Source organism: Philodulcilactobacillus myokonensis, assembly GCF_027923585.1.
GTDB lineage: Bacteria > Bacillota > Bacilli > Lactobacillales > Lactobacillaceae > Philodulcilactobacillus > Philodulcilactobacillus myokonensis.
Window position 1 is genome coordinate 18,412 of record NZ_BRPL01000004.1, and the last position, 17,386, is coordinate 35,797.

Annotated in this window: 15 protein-coding genes; 10 read left to right on the top strand and 5 right to left on the bottom strand. The window is 36.2% G+C overall.

What is annotated here, in order from left to right; translation table 11 throughout:
• The first annotated feature begins 20 nt into the window (after positions 1-20).
• The 3 genes from WR164_RS07345 to WR164_RS07355 all read left to right on the top strand — a co-directional run bounded on the left by WR164_RS07345 (position 21) and on the right by WR164_RS07355 (position 2,302).
• Entirely contained in the window at positions 21-266 is a 246-nt protein-coding gene (locus WR164_RS07345) for a hypothetical protein (RefSeq protein ID WP_286136960.1), read from the top strand.
• 24 nt (positions 267-290) lie between these two features.
• Complete coding sequence (locus tag WR164_RS07350) at positions 291-1,037, top strand: hypothetical protein (protein ID WP_286136961.1); 747 nt, start codon at positions 291-293, stop codon at positions 1,035-1,037.
• A 128-nt stretch (positions 1,038-1,165) separates the two neighbouring features.
• Positions 1,166-2,302: a hypothetical protein gene (locus WR164_RS07355; RefSeq protein WP_286136962.1), complete on the top strand. Its 1,137-nt coding sequence runs from the start codon at positions 1,166-1,168 to the stop codon at positions 2,300-2,302.
• A 309-nt stretch (positions 2,303-2,611) separates the two neighbouring features.
• Here WR164_RS07355 and argD read toward each other — a convergent pair whose 3' ends face one another.
• The 4 genes from argD to argC are packed head-to-tail and all read right to left on the bottom strand — an operon-like array spanning position 2,612 to position 6,755.
• Positions 2,612-3,757, bottom strand: coding sequence for an acetylornithine transaminase (argD, locus tag WR164_RS07360; protein ID WP_286136964.1), 1,146 nt, complete (start codon positions 3,755-3,757; stop codon positions 2,612-2,614).
• A gap of 21 nt (positions 3,758-3,778) precedes the next feature.
• Positions 3,779-4,501, bottom strand: coding sequence for an acetylglutamate kinase (argB, locus tag WR164_RS07365; protein WP_286136965.1), 723 nt, complete (start codon positions 4,499-4,501; stop codon positions 3,779-3,781).
• A 5-nt stretch (positions 4,502-4,506) separates the two neighbouring features.
• Complete coding sequence (gene argJ / locus WR164_RS07370; RefSeq protein WP_286136966.1) at positions 4,507-5,697, bottom strand: bifunctional glutamate N-acetyltransferase/amino-acid acetyltransferase ArgJ; 1,191 nt, start codon at positions 5,695-5,697, stop codon at positions 4,507-4,509.
• 11 nt (positions 5,698-5,708) lie between these two features.
• On the bottom strand, positions 5,709-6,755 hold the full coding sequence (gene argC, locus WR164_RS07375; RefSeq protein WP_373876922.1) for an N-acetyl-gamma-glutamyl-phosphate reductase: 1,047 nt from the start codon (positions 6,753-6,755) through the stop codon (positions 5,709-5,711).
• A gap of 665 nt (positions 6,756-7,420) precedes the next feature.
• Between argC and WR164_RS07380 the strand changes: the two genes are divergently transcribed.
• The 6 genes from WR164_RS07380 to WR164_RS07405 all read left to right on the top strand — a co-directional run bounded on the left by WR164_RS07380 (position 7,421) and on the right by WR164_RS07405 (position 16,267).
• Positions 7,421-8,494, top strand: coding sequence for a carbamoyl phosphate synthase small subunit (locus tag WR164_RS07380; RefSeq protein ID WP_286136967.1), 1,074 nt, complete (start codon positions 7,421-7,423; stop codon positions 8,492-8,494).
• A gap of 11 nt (positions 8,495-8,505) precedes the next feature.
• Positions 8,506-11,658, top strand: a complete 3,153-nt coding sequence (gene carB / locus WR164_RS07385) for a carbamoyl-phosphate synthase large subunit (protein WP_286136968.1) — start codon at positions 8,506-8,508, stop codon at positions 11,656-11,658.
• A 497-nt stretch (positions 11,659-12,155) separates the two neighbouring features.
• Complete coding sequence (locus WR164_RS07390; RefSeq protein ID WP_286136969.1) at positions 12,156-12,782, top strand: IS607 family transposase; 627 nt, start codon at positions 12,156-12,158, stop codon at positions 12,780-12,782.
• Entirely contained in the window at positions 12,742-13,941 is a 1,200-nt protein-coding gene (locus WR164_RS07395; RefSeq protein ID WP_286136970.1) for an RNA-guided endonuclease InsQ/TnpB family protein, read from the top strand. Before WR164_RS07390 ends, WR164_RS07395 begins: the two co-directional genes overlap by 41 nt.
• A gap of 196 nt (positions 13,942-14,137) precedes the next feature.
• Positions 14,138-15,643 (top strand): glutamate/gamma-aminobutyrate family transporter YjeM, encoded by a 1,506-nt coding sequence (yjeM, locus tag WR164_RS07400; RefSeq protein ID WP_286136971.1) that lies wholly within the window; start codon positions 14,138-14,140, stop codon positions 15,641-15,643.
• Positions 15,644-15,778: 135 nt separating this feature from the next.
• Positions 15,779-16,267, top strand: coding sequence for a hypothetical protein (locus tag WR164_RS07405; RefSeq protein WP_286136972.1), 489 nt, complete (start codon positions 15,779-15,781; stop codon positions 16,265-16,267).
• Between the two features lie 99 nt (positions 16,268-16,366).
• On the opposite strand, the gene WR164_RS07410 is transcribed toward WR164_RS07405, so the two are convergent.
• Positions 16,367-16,693: a hypothetical protein gene (locus WR164_RS07410; protein ID WP_286136973.1), complete on the bottom strand. Its 327-nt coding sequence runs from the start codon at positions 16,691-16,693 to the stop codon at positions 16,367-16,369.
• A gap of 497 nt (positions 16,694-17,190) precedes the next feature.
• On the opposite strand from WR164_RS07410, the gene WR164_RS07415 reads away from it, so the two are divergent.
• Entirely contained in the window at positions 17,191-17,379 is a 189-nt protein-coding gene (locus WR164_RS07415; protein ID WP_444980962.1) for a DUF805 domain-containing protein, read from the top strand.
• Positions 17,380-17,386: the final 7 nt, after the last annotated feature.

Below are 17,386 nucleotides of genomic sequence, written 5' to 3' on the forward strand. Positions count from 1 at the left end.
TTAAGAAAATACTTTGGCGTGTGTCCGTTGCCATCATGGCTGTTTTAGGCTTAACAATTTTATTTTCTGGACCTGCCAGCGCTAAACGAACGCATCGTAAAATATCTAAACAGAAAGTTAGCGTCAGTATTCCCCCGGCTGGTAACAGTTATTGGGACACATTACAACGTGTTAAGTTGAATGCTCCATTAAAAGTAACATTGAACGAATGGTCAAAGAAAAAAGGTTATCATGCTGTTAAAAGTGAGACCATTCCAGCTGGTTGAAATGTTTACTTAACTAATCAAGATTTGATTAACAAATCTGGTAACCATTTAATTGTTGCCATGAGTCCAAACGAAAAGTTGATTGATGATGACCAGCCACTTTTAACCGCTAACTCATTTAAAATTCCTAGCTGTAAACTATTTAATAAGGTAAAGTTGACAAATTATAAAGTCGCTCAAACTAAACACTTTACGTATAAGTGGCATGCAGCCACCCTTGGTGATGATCAGGACATTTCTAAAAGTCAGCCGATTTTACTTTTTACTAATTTGTCAGACATGAATAAATACGATCGGATCGATAATCAAATGAATTCACTTGAAGATAAAATGGAAAACGAAGGCGATCTAGAAGATGCCGGTGAATATGGTCCAAAATATCAAAAGGAGTACAATCGATTAGGAAGTCAAACTAAGCGGGATCATCGTTTAACAAAACAAATTAAAAAAGTTGAACGAAAGTCGATTCATTTCTACAACGTTCGACAATTAGTTGAAGCTAAAAAAATCCGGAGGAAAGATTTCTTGATGGTTAAAATTAATCATAGCATCTACTATTCCCCAACAGATGAAGAGAACGAGGCCTTTTCAACATCCAACACTGAGGATGGAATTTTTTCAAGTCTTAATCCGACTGCTAAGGATCGAAAATATGTCATCGCATCTAAAGGTGAACCACTATATTTATATAATGGTGCAGAGTGGTCAAATGGTAAATCAATTTGGCAATATAATGGTCACAAGTGGATTTACGAAGGTAAGGATTATTAATAATATGTGTAAAATAGAACGGATCTGATTTTCAAATCCGTTCTATTATTTTAGTTGTTTTTCTAATTATTTCGCGCAATAATAAATATATACATAATAAATTTAAACAAAAAAGGATTGAATGAATTTTGAAAAAATATTCATTATTAATTGCAGCTGTTGTCATGGCTGGTGGAATGGCCGTTACTGCACCCAAGACATCTTTGGCCCAATCAATGAATCAGGATCATGTTGCAACTGTTAATCAACAAGATAATGCACTTCCACAGGATATGGGGAGTAATTTTCATATTTTAGATAATCATAACTATGAAAATAAGGCGTATAAATATTATTATGCCCCTGATAATGGTGTTAAGCACCACTTAGCAACGATTGGTGGTAACCGCAAAGTTAAATTTAGCAGTTATCTTTTCTTGCCGAATAATATTAAGGACCGTAAGTACGATTGGGGAGACGTTCAAAGCATTACCTCAACGCCAAATGGCCGGTACATGTATGTTTTATGTAATCGTAACCAGAGCCATCACGATAACGATTATGATGGCTGGATTGTAAGGTATGACATGGGTAAATTACGTCAGATGGGGATTGCTGGTCGTAACGTTGCAAAACTCAGACGAATTTCATATCTGTACTTCAACCACAAGATTAATCATTTTAATAAACAGCAGCGAAAGGTGATAAGTGCCGTCAAAGTTGGTCCTCATTTCACAACCGGCCACGGTCAATCGCTATCGTATAATCCAAAGAATCATCAACTATGGTTGATCAGGATTGGTAAGATTGCCCAGACGCGTGCTGCTATGGTTGAGATTGGAACATCGTCTTTGAAACCAATTAAACAAATTGATTTTCAGTTTAATAATAATTATCCCATCAGTGATTTCATGACTTTTGATAAAAATGGGAATGCGTATACGTTCACACGTAGTATGAATAGTTTCATTAAAATTTATCAAGGACGAATTACTAACGACGGTGTTCACTTTCATTTAATTCAACAAGGATTGAAACACTGGCCAGGTCAGAATCTTCAGGGGATGGCTTATAACCAGCGAACCAATCGAATTTACATTGTTGCTGACGGCGGGATTATGTCGATGCCAGTTAATAAATTAGGTCATTTAAAGAATGCCGATGTTTATGATAGTAAAATTTCCGGTCACCGTGAATTTGAGGGATTAACCTTTGATAAACAGGGACACGGATATCTATTAGTTCACTTGATTCCAGAGATTATGAAATCGGATCGAATATTATAAATTGATATTAAAATACTAAAGTACTGAAGTACTATAATATTTTAGTACTATAATACTTAAATTAAAAAAGAGACAAACCATTCATAAAATTAGTGGTTTGTCTCTTAATTTATTACATGAAAATTATTAATCTGATTTAATTACTTATTTTTTATATATAAATATATAATTACCAGTGTCCATCCTATTAATGAAATAATGTAAAAGAATGTTGCTTCCATTAAAAAACTATGAACAGATGATTACCATAAATAATAATACAAAAAATTGTTGATACAATGGAAAATAATAATATACTCTATTATTTTTTTAGTGATTTTCATTGTGAATGACTTTTACAATCTGATCAAGGCCCCAACTAATGGCTTCTTCACTGATGATTAATGGTGGCAATAGTCTTAATGTATTGCCCCGGGCTGATAATGTTAGTAAGCCTAACCCTTGAAGTTTAGTAATGACGTCACTAACTTTGATACTTGGATCTAAATGAATGCCAATCATGAGGCCCTTCCCGGAAACCGATTTAACATTTGGAAGTGGTTCAATCTTTTGATGCAACTGTTTAGATAAGAATTTACCCTTGACCTTAACTTGATACAGGAAATCGGGGGTGAGTTGATCTAAAACGGCATTGGCAGATGCCATAACAACCTTGTTCCCACCAAACGTATTTCCGTGGGAACCCGGACCAAAAGCACTGGCCATTTCCTTCTTCGCCATCATAGCACCCACTGGTAAACCATTTGCGAGTCCTTTGGCAGATGTAATGATGTCTGGATGGAGCCCGTCTGCTTCAAAGGCAAATTTATATCCGGTTCTGCCCATCCCGCTCTGAACTTCATCAACAATTAACATTGTTTTAGTCTGATGACATTTTTGTTCTACTTTCTGCAACCACGTTTTTTTACCAACGTTGATGCCACCTTCACCTTGAATGACTTCTAGAATCACGGCAGCGGTATCTCTGTCAATTAGTTTCAATGATTCATCATCGTTATAGTTGCCAAAACTAACGTCAGGGACTAACGGCTGAAATCCCTTTTGAATTCCAGGGTATCCGGTAACCGAGAGTGAACCGTATGTCCGGCCATGGAACCCATTGTTGAATGCCACCATCTTATGTTTACCAGTATGTCTACGTGCAATTTTGAAGGCAGCTTCGTTTGCTTCCGTTCCAGAATTACAGAAGAAAGCCAAGTAATTTTCTGGACAAAGTTTGCCAGCCACTTTTTCTGCCAATGAATTATGGTAGAGGTTAGACGTATGCCAAATGTGTTTGAATTGATCAGCAACCGCATTTTTAACTTTTTCATTACTGTAACCGAGGTTGCAAACACCAATACCGCTGGTGAAGTCGACGTACTCTTTGCTTTTGGAATCGATTAAATGCCAGTCGTGGCCATCGACAAGTTCAATTGGAAACTGATTGTATGTTGGTAATAAATTTGATTTCATTTTAATGATCTCCCCTTAATTTTATAGTGTGACTTTAGTACCAATATTTTTAAGACTGTTGGTGATAAAGACGTTATGAACGCCGTGTTGTAAAGCATAGAACGCTGCTTTGACTTTTGGTACCATTCCATTTTTGATTTCTTGTTTTTGAATTAATTGTTTAGTGTATTTGTAATTTAAATGATTAATCATTTGTTGATGAACCTTAACGCCGCAAACATCGGTGAGCAACACTAACTGATCGGCGTGAAGTAGGGCGGCAAGATCGCTAGCAGCGGTATCCGCATTGACATTTAACATTTGATGGTGATTGCCCATAGCAAGTGGTGATAAGATGCCCACTTTATGATCAATTGCTTGTTTAATACTATTTTCAACATGGGTAACTTGGCCAACTTCGCCATAAATCGATTGATTTAAGTAATCACCATGCAAAAATGATTGACCATTTTGGTTTAGCATGACGGATTGGATGTCATGTTGAGATAATAATTCATTCAGGTGTGGCTGAACAATCTGGTTTAGAACGAGCTCCGAAATTTTGATGGTGGATTTGTTTGTAATCCGAATGCCATTAATTTTATGAGTTATTTGCCCGATGAACTGGTCGCAGGTTGAAATTAAATTGCCACCACCATGGACGATTAAAATCTGTTCACCGTTATTTTGCAATGACTTTAGCTGTTGATAGAATGGTTCCGATAGTTGATTTACCATATTACCGCCAATTTTAATAATTATCATTCTGCTCACCCCTCGTATGCTGCGTTGATTTCAACGTATTTATATGACAAGTCGCATCCCCATGCAATGCCATGAAAATGACCACTGTTTAAATCAACTTCAATCTTAATTTCATCACCAGCTAAAATCCTTTTAATTTTTTGCTCATCAAATTTCAGCGGGGTGCTATCCTTGACGAGTGGCACGCCACCGAACGTGATTCCAATTGCATTTGGGTCAACATGGGCTATGGTTTGGCCAATTGCTTGAACAATTCTGCCCCAGTTATTTTCTTCGCCAAAGATCATTGCTTTGACAAGGTTAGAACCGACGATGGCTCTGGCAACTTGATTAGCTTCTAATTGTGAATAGGCGTTGTGAACATGGACTTCAACTAATTTGTTGGCACCTTCACCATCTTTGGCAACCATTTTAGCTAAACTAGTGAGAATTAATTCATATCCCTTTGCTAGTGCTTTGAATTCCTTGGTGTGTTCTTTGATGATTGGATTGTCCGCCATGCCATTAGCCATTGATAGGACCATGTCATTAGTCGACATGCAGCCGTCAACGGTGATTTGGTTAAACGAAGTGGCGATTTTTTGTTGTAAAATTTTTTGTAGAACCAATTTGTCAACGTGAGCATCAGTCGTGATAAAGCTTAAGGTGGTTCCCATGTGGGGATGAATCATGCCGGATCCTTTGGCAAAACCGGTGATTGTAACAGGATGATTATCAATGTTTAATTCAATACATATTTTTTTAGCAGACGTATCAGTTGTCAGGATTGCCTTAGTGGCATCATAGTTTTGGTCGGAAAGTTGTAATTGGTTTAAACCGTTTTCAAACAGATCCATCTGCATCTGTTTGCCAATGATGCCGGTTGATGCGACCCCAATTAAGTTGGGATTAAGATGTAATTTTTTGCTGACAAGTTGGGTTTCAATCTGGACATTTTGGATGCCCTGTTTGCCGGTAAACGAATTGGCATTGCCACTATTGATAATCCAAGCTTGCATTTGATGATGTTTATCAATTGTGTGTTTGGTAAACTGAACGGGGGCTGCTTGAAATTGATTGGTGGTGTAAACACCGGCGGCAACGGCAGGGACTTTTGATACCATCCAGCACAGGTCTTGTTTCTGATGATCCTTAAAACCAGCGTGAGTTGCTCCAGATTGGAAGCCAATTGGCCATTTAAAATTAATTGTTTTCATTGCGATTCCTCCTAAGGTAAAGTCGGTGTGAGTTTTAATCCGTCAGTAATTGAAAAATGAAATAGTTGATTTAAATTCTGAATTGCTTGTCCTGCGGCACCTTTAATCATGTTATCGATGACACTGTCAACGAGTAGATAGTTAGTCTTTGGATTATAAGAAAATCCAAGGTGACATTCATTTGTGCCGACGACTTCTTTCACGGTCGGCAGATTGGGCGTGGTAAAAACAAACGGGCTGTTTTGATAACACGTCTTGAATGCATCTTGGATGTTTTGAAATCTAATTTTAGGTTTAATTTGAACATAAATGGAACTCATGATGCCCCTGTTCATCGGGACCACGGTGGTCATGAATTGAATGTAGTCTACATTTTGATTCCATTCTTTTAATTTTTGCATGATTTCCGGGATGTGTTTATGTTGGTTGGGTTTATAGATCTGTAAATTATCATGAGCGTTCACAAAGTGATTCATGGTTGTCAGCTTTTTGCCGGCACCGGAAAATCCGGATTTAGCATCAATTAAAATACTATCCGGTTGAATTAAATCATTCTGAACTAATGGTGCCAGGCCAAGTAAAATCGAAGTAGCGTAGCAGCCAGGGTTAGCAACATATTTTTGATCATCATTATTTTGTAAATCAGCTAAGCCATAGTAGGCGGATTTTAATTCATCTTCATTAGCAGCCGGTTTTTGATACCATTTTTCATATTGTTTGGGATCATTTAACCGAAAATCACCCGAGAGGTCGATCACTGGAAATAATTGCTTCAAAAACGGTTGGGCTAATTTTGATGTTACCCCCGCTGGAGTAGCAAAGAAAACCACGTCGTTATTTTCCATAATCTGTTGAGCATCATATGGATAAACAATTTGCTCCCCAAACGAAAATTGGCCCGTAATCTTTCCCAGTGGAGTTGACTGAGTGAGATTATGGGCATACAAGTTGATCTGGCTAATTTGAGGGTGATTAGTCAGTAATTCATATAATACAGTTCCTGCGTATCCTGTGATTCCAATAATTGCGACTTCCATAATGCCGATATTCCTTTCCATTTGTTGATCATCGATTTAAGAATTTGAATGTTAGCGTTAAGACGTCGTCGCCTGATATTGAATTTAAGCATTGTAATCATCCTTTTTTAAATTAAATTTAACATTTTTGAATTGAGAAATGTTATTGGCTAAAATATATCACAATTATGTGAAAATGCAAATCCTTTTTTAATTTTAATTTAATTTAAAATTAGGATTGATTTAATAATGGGCTTGTGGTAAATTAATAACAACTGAAAAAATTTATGGACAGAAAGAAGTGAAACTGATGACAACCTTAAACAACATTAAAAATTACAACCAAGTTGCATTGAGGAGACGACGTCTGGTGCCGTCCCCAATTTTTATGTTGGATAATTTTCTTTATTCACTATAATTTATGAATTGTCATCATAATTTCGTTGGTGGCGGCCGAATTCCAGTTTAAATCGTGATATTAAGATATCTTGATTGGATTAGTGGTTCGTCATTAACGAAGATTTCACTGAAAACAAAATCAGATATCTTAAGTGCGGCTTCAAACTGGAAGATAAATTAATTATTTGATCGACTGGTTTAAGAAGATGGATTGAAGATATCTCAAACTAAAAGGTCGATCATTAACTTGATCGATCTTTTTTATATATTCAATATCTTCATCACGGATTAACATGAAAGGAAATTTGATGATGGAACGTTATTTAGTTTTAAAAAATGGTTCAGTCTATAAGGGCCATGCCTTTGGTTCTAAGAAGGCGGTCAACGGTGAAGTTGTGTTTAGTACCGGGATGACTGGCTACCAAGAAACCATTACAGATCCTAGTTACTATGGGCAAATCATGGTATTTACGAACCCACTAATTGGTAACTATGGAATTACTACCGGTGATGATGAAAGCTTACATCCCCAAGTTAAAGCCATCATTGCCCACGAAATTGCTAAATATCCCAGTAATTATCGCTGTAAAATGACGCTAACTCGGTATGCGGAGAAACAAGATTTACCTGGTATCTCAGGAATTGATACTAGACGGTTAACCAAAGAAATTCGTGACCAGGGATCCATGCCAGGTGTAATAACAGATGATCTGAACCATGAAAATGTTAATCAGCTGTTTGATCAAAAGACACCTAATAAATTATCTGATATGACGACGATTGAGAATTCATATCCAGCACCTAATGACGGACCTAAAATTGCCATCATCGATTACGGAATTAAGAATTCAATCATGAAACAACTATCGAAGCGCCACGCCAACATGGTGGTTTTCCAAAGCAACGTCAGTGCTAAAACTGTTTTGGATAGTTATCCTGATGCAGTTATGCTTTCAAATGGCCCTGGCGATCCTGAAAAAATGAGTGATGTTCTACCAACAATTCAAACGTTGGAACATCAATTGCCACTGATGGGAATTTGCTTTGGTAATCAGCTCCTGGCATTAGCCAACGGTGCTAAAACCTATAAGATGAAATTTGGCCACCGTGGTTTTAACCACGCCGTTAAAGATTTAACGACTGGTAAATGCTATTTTACATCCCAAAACCACGGTTATGCGGTTGATCGGAATTCTTTAAAGGGGACCAACCTTGAAACCTGGTTTGAAGAAATTAACGATCATACCGTAGAAGGCATCAAAGTGAAGGACTGTAACGCCTTTTCGGTTCAATTTCATCCGGATGCTTCACCAGGTCCGCATGATGCCCTTTACGTTTTCGATCAATTCTTTGAAATGATTAAGCAGAGTCAAAAGAAATAGGAGGATTTTTGATGCCAAAGAGAATGGATATTCATAAAATTTTAGTGATTGGTTCTGGCCCCATCGTAATCGGGCAAGCAGCAGAATTTGATTATTCCGGTTCGCAGGCCTGTCTTTCACTGCGTGAGGAAGGTTACCAAGTAGTTTTGATTAACTCCAATCCCGCTACCATCATGACCGATAAGGAAATTGCCAATCAAGTTTACATCGAACCAATTACCTTAGAATTCGTTTCAAAGATTATTCGAAAGGAAATTCCAGATGCCATTTTACCAACGTTGGGTGGTCAAACGGGTTTGAACATGGCTAAACAACTTGCTGACTCGGGAATTCTTGATGAATTAGGAATCGAATTACTGGGAACTAAACTAGATGCAATTGAAGAAGCGGAAGACCGTGAAAAATTCAAGGATCTAATGAAACAGCTACATGAACCGGTACCGGAATCACAAATTGCCACGAATTATGATGAAGCGAAAGCGTTTGTTGAAAAAATTGGCTTTCCAGTTGTCATTAGACCAGCTTATACCCTTGGTGGTAGCGGCGGAGGCTTCGTTGATAACTACCATGATTTAAAGAAAATTGTGACCCTCGGTTTAGGGTTATCACCAGTGACTCAAGTTTTAGTCGAACATTCGATTGCTGGCTATAAAGAAATTGAATTTGAAGTCATGCGGGATGCCAATGACAATGCGATGATTGTTTGTTCAATGGAAAATGTTGATCCGGTTGGCATTCATACTGGTGATTCAATCGTAGTGTCACCAACCCAGACTTTGTCGGATCAGGATTATCAAATGATGCGGGATGCCGCTTTAAAGATTATCCGTGCCTTAAAAATTGAAGGTGGCTGTAACGTCCAAATGGCAATTGATCAATATAGTGGTCAATATTACATTATTGAAGTTAATCCGCGGGTATCGCGTTCGTCAGCTTTGGCATCGAAAGCCACTGGATATCCGATTGCTAAAATGTCGGCTAAAATTGCGGTCGGTTTGCATTTAGATGAAATTATTAATCCAATTACCGGCAAGACTTTAGCTGAATTTGAACCCGCATTGGATTACGTGGTCACAAAAATTCCAAGATGGCCGTTTGATAAATTCACAACGGCTGATCGAACGTTAGGGACGCAAATGAAAGCTACCGGCGAAGTCATGGCAATTGGACGAAATTTTGAAGAATCATTTTTAAAAGCAGTACGTTCATTAGAAGTTGATACTAAATATGTTTTTAAACCACAGTTTCAAAAGTTATCAACTGATGAACTATTGAAACAATTAATGCCGGCTCAGAATGATCGGTTATTTGTTATCTTAGAATTATTAAGACGTCACGTTTCAGTTAATCAAATTCATGACATTACCCAAATGAATCAATTTTACTTATATAAGTTTCAACACATCATTGAAATTGAGGAACAATTAAAGCAAAATCACGGTGCCAAAGCTTTGAAAATTGCAAAACAAAATGGTTTTATTGATGACGTGATTGGAAAATTATGGCGAAAAACACCGGATCAAATTAGACAAATCAGAACTAAGCAGCATATTACACCAGTATATAAAATGGTTGATACCGCTGCCGGTGAGTTTGAATCAACAACCCCTTACTATTACAGTACCTATGAAGAATCTGATGAGTCCAAAGTCACTAAGAAACCTTCAATTGTGATTGTTGGTTCCGGTCCGATCAGAATTGGACAGGGAGTTGAATTTGATTATGCCACTGTTCACTGTGTCGATGCTGTCCAAAAAGCTGGCTATGAAGCAATTATCATTAATTCTAATCCCGAAACAGTTTCAACCGATTTTTCAATTTCTGATAAACTCTACTTTGAACCGTTAACGACCGAAGATGTTTTGAACGTCATTGATCATGAACAGCCTAAGGGGGTCATTCTCCAATTCGGTGGGCAGACCGCCGTTAATTTAGCCGAACCACTATCTAAACGGGGCGTGAAAGTAATTGGAACCTCCGTCGAAGATATTAACCGTGGTGAAGACCGGAAACTATTTGATCAAATTGTTAAGAAGTTATCCCTGCAGCAACCAAAAGGAAAGACGGCCACGAATACTAAGAATGCTTTAACGATTGCAAATCAAATTGGCTATCCAGTTCTCATCCGACCATCATATGTAATTGGCGGGAAGGCAATGGAAATTGTTCATTCTGATGATGAACTGCAAAATTACATGCAAAAAGCTGTGAATGCATCTAATGACCATCCCGTCTTGATTGATTCGTACTTAATGGGGATGGAATCAGAAGTCGATGTCATTTCAGATGGGCATAGCGTTGTAATTCCAGGAATTTTAGAACACATTGAACGTTCTGGTGTTCATTCTGGTGATTCAATGGCCGTTTATCCGCCACAGCATATGAAGGAAAGCATTCAACAAAAGATTGTGAAAATTTCAATTGAATTAGCTCATCAATTGCATACAATTGGTTTAATGAACATTCAATTTATTGTTTATCATGACCAAGTTTACATTATTGAAGTAAACCCCAGAGCTTCCAGAACGGTTCCATTTATTTCTAAGGTAACCGGGGTTCCAATGGTCCAACTTGCTACGCATGCCATGTTAGGAAAACCATTGGAAAAAATGGGATACCATACTGGTTTAGTCACACCAGCTAAAAAGATTGCGGTGAAATCACCCGTCTTTAGTTTCTCAAAACTACCATTAGTTAATGCCACTTTAGGACCCGAAATGAAATCAACCGGCGAAGTTTTAGGAACAGACAATAGTTATGATAAGGCTCTATATAAGGCCTTTGTTGCTGCTGGGTTTAACGTTCCAAAGGAAGGCAGCATTTTCTTCAAAGTTAAACCATCCGATTTAGATGAATCACTTAAATTAGCTCGTGAATTTAAATCAATTGGCTTTCAAATTCAAGCGGATCAATCAACTGCTGACTTTATGAAACAGCAGGGGTTACAAGTAGCGGTTAAAGATCCTGTTAATGAAATCAAACATGATGAACTTCAAGTCGTCGTCAATACCACTGATGAATACGATTTACACACCCAAAAGGGACAGACCACATTGAATGATGTCGCATTGGAACATCAAATTCCGTTGTTTACTGCTATTGATACGGTTAAAGCATATGAAACGGCAATTGCCGGATTATCTTTTAGTATTGATCCGATGTAGTTTTCTACTATCATATAGGAAGAAATGAATTCAAAGATCACCGGTTGACTTTTGATCTTAAAAAATTATATAATAAAGTTACTTAATCAAACAGGGAGGTTATTTATAATGCAATCAAGCGATTTTCCATCGTTATTAAATTTACTTGTCCATCATCACACAGATCATTTTTAACAATCTGTGTTGAATGAACAGTTTTTAAATTGCGTTATAAAAACCGGAATCCACACAGACTGCTATAAGTGCTGTGTGGGGCAAACTAATTAAAACCACATGGCTCAATAAAGGCTGTGTGGTTTTTTGTTTGTCGCAATCGGATTAAAGGGGGAACAATTTATGAAAAAGCATATTCAGCATCGAAGCAATTGGTTATTAAAACGGATCTTGAATAAAAAATAAGAGGAATGATAAATTATAGCAATAGATATAAATCAATATAAATAAAAGTAAATATATGGTAAACTAATTATAGAAAGTAAAATATGGAAGTGATTAGTTTGCAACAACATTATACAACCGGACAGTTTGCTAAAAAAATTGGTGTAGTTAATAAAACCTTAATAAATTGGGACAAAAAGGGAACATTAACTGCTTATCGGACGCCAACTAATCGGCGTTATTATACCCAAAACCAGCTAGACCAAGTTTTAGGGATTAAAAATAAGCAGGAATCGAGAATTAACGTAGCTTATGCTCGTGTATCCAGTCGGAATCAAAAAGATGATTTAAAAAATCAAATTGCATTTATTCAGACTTTTGTTAATGCCAAAGGCATTATCTTAGATAAAACTATGACTGATATTGGGAGTGGACTTAACTATAATCGTAAAAACTGGAATAAACTATTAAAATTAGTGTTAGAATCGAAAGTTAAAACGATTTACATTACCTATCAAGACCGCTTTATCCGCTTTGGATATCATTGGTTTGAGCATTTGCTCAACCAATTTGGAACTAAATTGGTAGTTTTGAACGATAAGAATAGTTCACCCAATGAAGAATTTGTGCAAGATATTATCAGCATTATTCATGTTTTTAGTTGTCGTTTATATGGACTTCGTAAATATAAGGGTCAAATTAAAAATGATAAGACCATCCAGAAAGAAGAACATGATGATGCATAGCTGTAGTATTAAAGTCAAGCTATATCCCAATCAACATATGAAGCGTTATCTCGATTTGATGTGTAATTATCGTCGCTATTGTTGGAATCAAGGTTTAGAAACCTGGAACCATATGTATGATTGCAATTCAATTGATAAAGGACATAATTCTAAGCCCAATGAGCGTGAAATAAGGAATGAATTAGTTTTTAATAAATTTGATTGGCAATATCAATATTCAGCTAGGATTTTGCAATTAGCGATTAAAGATTTAGGCCATGCTTTTAAAGCTTTTTTCGATAAAAAACAGCCTGATTTTAAACATCCACGTTTTAAATCAAAGAAATGGCTGAAACAAGGTTTTAAAACTGATCGAGCTAAAATAATTGATGGTAAATTAAGATTAGACCGTGCTAGTGGGTATCCTAAAAATTTGTTTTACGATATTCGATTGAGTGGACTACGTCCACAACCAGGCCAATTGAAAATGGTTGCGATTACAATGCAGAATCATCAATACACAGCTAATCTGCAATTTACTAATCTCCCGGATAATACCACTATTTATACCAATCAAAAAACGGCTGTGGATGTTAATGTAGGTCATTTTAACTATACTAATGGAGATATCAAAACCTATGGTCATAAATTAAAACGTTTATACGAACAAAATAAATACTATCAGCGTCTACTAGCTCGAAAACGGACAATTCATCCTAAAACTTTTCGGAAATCTAATAATTACATGCAAGTGAGAACCAAACTACAGCGTAATTATACAAGAATTAAAAATTTTCAGGATGATATTCTGCATAAGTTTACAAATAAATTAGTACAAAATTATGACCAAATTGTAATCGAAAATTTAGACGTCAAACATATGTTCATGAGCCACGTAGCTTCGAAAGGAATGCAGCGAAGTATGTTTGGTAAATTTAGACAGTATTTAACATATAAATGCCAATGGTACGGAAAACAATTGATTTTAGCTGATCAAAGTTATCCTTCAACACAACGTTGTTCTAAATGTGGCTATATAAAAAAAGGTACTGATAAGATTACCCTTAAGGGTAATCAAAAACATCATACTAATCATCACCAATTTATTTGTTATCATTGTGGTTTTAAAGCCGACCGTGATGATAATGCTGTCCAGAATTTATTAGCTTTAATTCAATAAAAACATGATTAGGGTAGGCTATACCCTACAAGCTCTGAGAGTTAGTCTCTGTGATTACTTCCTTTTAGGAAATATCGGAATACTAATGTAGACGAGAGTAAATAAAATATAGAAAGGAGAGCTATATGATCCTTTCTGAACATATAAAAATAACTATTTATATGTTTTTCCGTATTTTATATAGCAGTGATTTTACATGGAAATGGAAGCAAAACCCGCTAAGAAAATATCGTTATTCAGTTTTATATTAATTATTTTATCTGCCGTCTTTGGTTTTCCAAATACTGCCGTTGCGTTCGATCAAATGGGATACGCAAGTATTATTTGGTACATATTGGCAGCAGTGACATTCTTTTTGCCAACTTCATTTATGTTTGCCGAATACGGATCAGCCATTAAAGATGATACCGGTGGCGTTTACACCTGGCTTGAAAAATCAATTGGTACGAAATGGGCGTTCGTTGGCTCATTCATCTGGATTTGTGAATGGGTGTTAATTTTAGTCAATAACGCACCTAATGTCATGATTTCAATTTCAACATTGATTTTCGGAGATGACCGAACGGGCAAACTAAGTTTCTTTGGTCTAAATAGTAATGAAAGTATCTCAATTCTATCAGTCCTATTGGTGCTTGGAATTACCTGGATTTCATGTCGCGGCATTAAATCGGTCGCATTATTATCCTCAATCGGTGGATTTTTCATTACACTGATCACAGTTGTCTTTTGTGGGGCTTCAATCCTTTTGATTTTTATCAACCACGGTCAATTGGCACAACCAATCAATGGGATTAAAAGTTTTATTGTTTCACCGAATCCTGCATTTCAAAGTGGAACATCAATTATGTCATTTGTTGTCTATGCTATTTTTGCTTATGGTGGGATTGAATCTGCCGGTGGCATTATTGATAAAATTAAAAATCCAGCTAAAAATTTTCCACGAGGGATTATTATCGCCGCAATTTTAATGACAACGCTTTACGTAGTTTCGATTTTCCTTTGTGGCTTCAGTATTAATTGGTCACAAGTAATGGGGAAAAGTAACGTTAATTTGCAAAATATCATGTTTATTTTGATGTATAACGTAGGTGATTTCTTTGGTAAAAGTATTGGAATGGCACCATCAGCTGCTGCGACACTTGGTTATGGCTTCTCTCGTTTTACTGGTTTCAGTAATTTAATTGGAACTTTAGGTAGTATGACAATTATTGTATATTCACCCATTAAAGCTTTCATTACTGGATCACCTGCTAAGTTCTGGCCAAAACGAATGGTTAGTTTAAACAAACACCAGATGCCGGCTTTTGCAATGTGGATGCAAGCTGCTGTCATTGCAGCTATTCTGCTCTTTACTTCCTTCGGTGGCGATGATGCTCAAAAATTTTACACCGTCTTAACCGACATGATGAACATTTCAAATGCTTGTCCATACTTATTCCTAGTCTTTGCGTTCCCATTCTTCAAAAAGCGTCGCGATTTAGACCGTCCATTTGTCTTTTTTAAAAATTATAAATTTATGATGACAACGGTTGTGATCGTTTTATTAGTATTATCATTTGGAATTATCTTTAATTTGATTCAACCATTGATAGTTCACGATTACATGACAGCATTTTGGACATTTATCGGGCCCATTTTCTTTGGTGGGGTTGCTTACATTTTCTACCTTTATTCAATGCATAAGGAAAATAAATTGAATTAATAATATTAAAATACTAAAATCCTACCCTTTAATGTGATAAAAGGTGGGATTTTTGTTTGTGCTGATAATATTATGAAACTGGTTTTACGTATGTATCTATGGGATTTAAATATATAAATTGGGGTGTGTTTTATTATGCCAAGGAATAAACTTAAGAAAATTGGTAGCCAACACAGATTTAGGTTTACTGGTATTTTTGTCAGAAGTGGGTTTAAAAGTTATCACGAATACTATTCACCAACTTTACTTTTAAAAGATGTTCGTTTGAAAGAAAATAATCAATTGATGTGTGATCATTTATGGTTTAATTATACAAAGGGATTTCAAAAACTTGGTTCTTTAATCCGGGATGATTTAATATCATTTGATGCAAGGGTTGATGATTACTATAAAGGATATATTAATGGAAGCCATCATGATTATAAGTTAAGTCGGCCAACTAAGATTGATTTAAAACCGATTAGTAATTTAAAGAGGCCTCCATTGCCAATTGGCAATAATGCGGTGATAATCGGTAAAATTATGTTAGAAAATAAAAAATTTTACTTAAAACATGGTCGCCCTTATGATGATTTCTTTGTTGACTTGTATCAAAAGTGGCTCGTTAAAACTAATAAAGATTAATTTCAATTAAACAATTTGGATAATAAAAAACAGACATTTCCTTTTGAAAATGCCTGTTCTGATTAGTATATAGGTTTTAGTTGATATAGATTGGGGAAACTATATTGCATTTGGCCGCGGCCTAAATGTTTCCCCCAGATAGAGTGCTGCCGCTAGATTGGCACTTTCAACCATTGCGGTATCGAACATGTCCTTTATCCATTCAGCAACAGTGCCACCGACTTTGGATAATTGACTGCCTAAGCCACCAAGGTAGTTACCTTTGCTGCCGGTAATCTCATTACGATCGTCTTCTGGTGCAACTTGTTCCTCTTTAACTGGTGCTGAGTTCCAATTTAATACCGGGCGATAGTCCCCTGTATCAATTTTAATTTCAGACATCATAAGAAGGATAGGTTCTAAAAGTCTTTCTGTGAAATCAAACATTATAATCGCTCCTTTCGGTCGCGATCCATAACTATCATGATGCACTAGAAATGACTCACGGTTTTGATGACTAAACTACTATTAACATCACAACTTACATCGAAATCTGCTAAATTCGTTTCTATCATCTCCTGCACACATATAATTTTTAGTGGCAATCAATAGATATCTAACAACTTCTAATTGCTATCTATCAATCTATCCAACTATAAGGTTAATCATCCTGAGTCAAGATGCAAGGTTTTAACTCAACTTTTTGAATTAATTTTTTGCTTGCTTAAAATCATGATAAACTAGGTAAAAATGGAGGGGATAAAATGAAAAAATATTCTGAAATCGACCATCAAGTTACTAATTTAATTGATGCTTTTAAAGCCTATTGGAATGGATATTTTGATTTTACTGGCGTTAGCAGTAGAAGTGAATACTAGTGGAATTTCCTCTGGTTAGCTTTAGTAGCAATCCTATCAACAGTTTTAAAGTTACCTGATTCTATTATTAATTTAATCCAACTTGCAATCATTACTCCTAACGTCGCTTTATTAATGCGAAGATTGAAAGACGGTGGCCATTCGTATGGTCATATCTTCTGGGTTTTCTTACCGGTGATTGGATGGTTGATTATCGTGATTCTTGCTTGCATGCCTACTGATGATAGTGGTCATGTTAATCAAAATAATGATTGAAAACGGT

What these genes read in the sequence shown, in the direction of transcription:
- argJ (WP_286136966.1), bottom strand. Translation starts at nt 5,697, where the DNA reads ATGAAAACAATTAATTTTAAATGGCCAATTGGCTTCCAATCTGGAGCA.
- WR164_RS07410 (WP_286136973.1), bottom strand. Translation starts at nt 16,693, where the DNA reads ATGTTTGATTTCACAGAAAGACTTTTAGAACCTATCCTTCTTATGATG.
- argB (WP_286136965.1), bottom strand. Translation starts at nt 4,501, where the DNA reads ATGATAATTATTAAAATTGGCGGTAATATGGTAAATCAACTATCGGAA.
- carB (WP_286136968.1), top strand. Translation starts at nt 8,506, where the DNA reads ATGCCAAAGAGAATGGATATTCATAAAATTTTAGTGATTGGTTCTGGC.
- argD (WP_286136964.1), bottom strand. Translation starts at nt 3,757, where the DNA reads ATGAAATCAAATTTATTACCAACATACAATCAGTTTCCAATTGAACTT.
- WR164_RS07405 (WP_286136972.1), top strand. Translation starts at nt 15,779, where the DNA reads ATGCCAAGGAATAAACTTAAGAAAATTGGTAGCCAACACAGATTTAGG.
- WR164_RS07395 (WP_286136970.1), top strand. Translation starts at nt 12,742, where the DNA reads ATGATAAGACCATCCAGAAAGAAGAACATGATGATGCATAGCTGTAGT.
- yjeM (WP_286136971.1), top strand. Translation starts at nt 14,138, where the DNA reads ATGGAAATGGAAGCAAAACCCGCTAAGAAAATATCGTTATTCAGTTTT.
- WR164_RS07380 (WP_286136967.1), top strand. Translation starts at nt 7,421, where the DNA reads ATGATGGAACGTTATTTAGTTTTAAAAAATGGTTCAGTCTATAAGGGC.
- argC (WP_373876922.1), bottom strand. Translation starts at nt 6,755, where the DNA reads ATGGAAAGGAATATCGGCATTATGGAAGTCGCAATTATTGGAATCACA.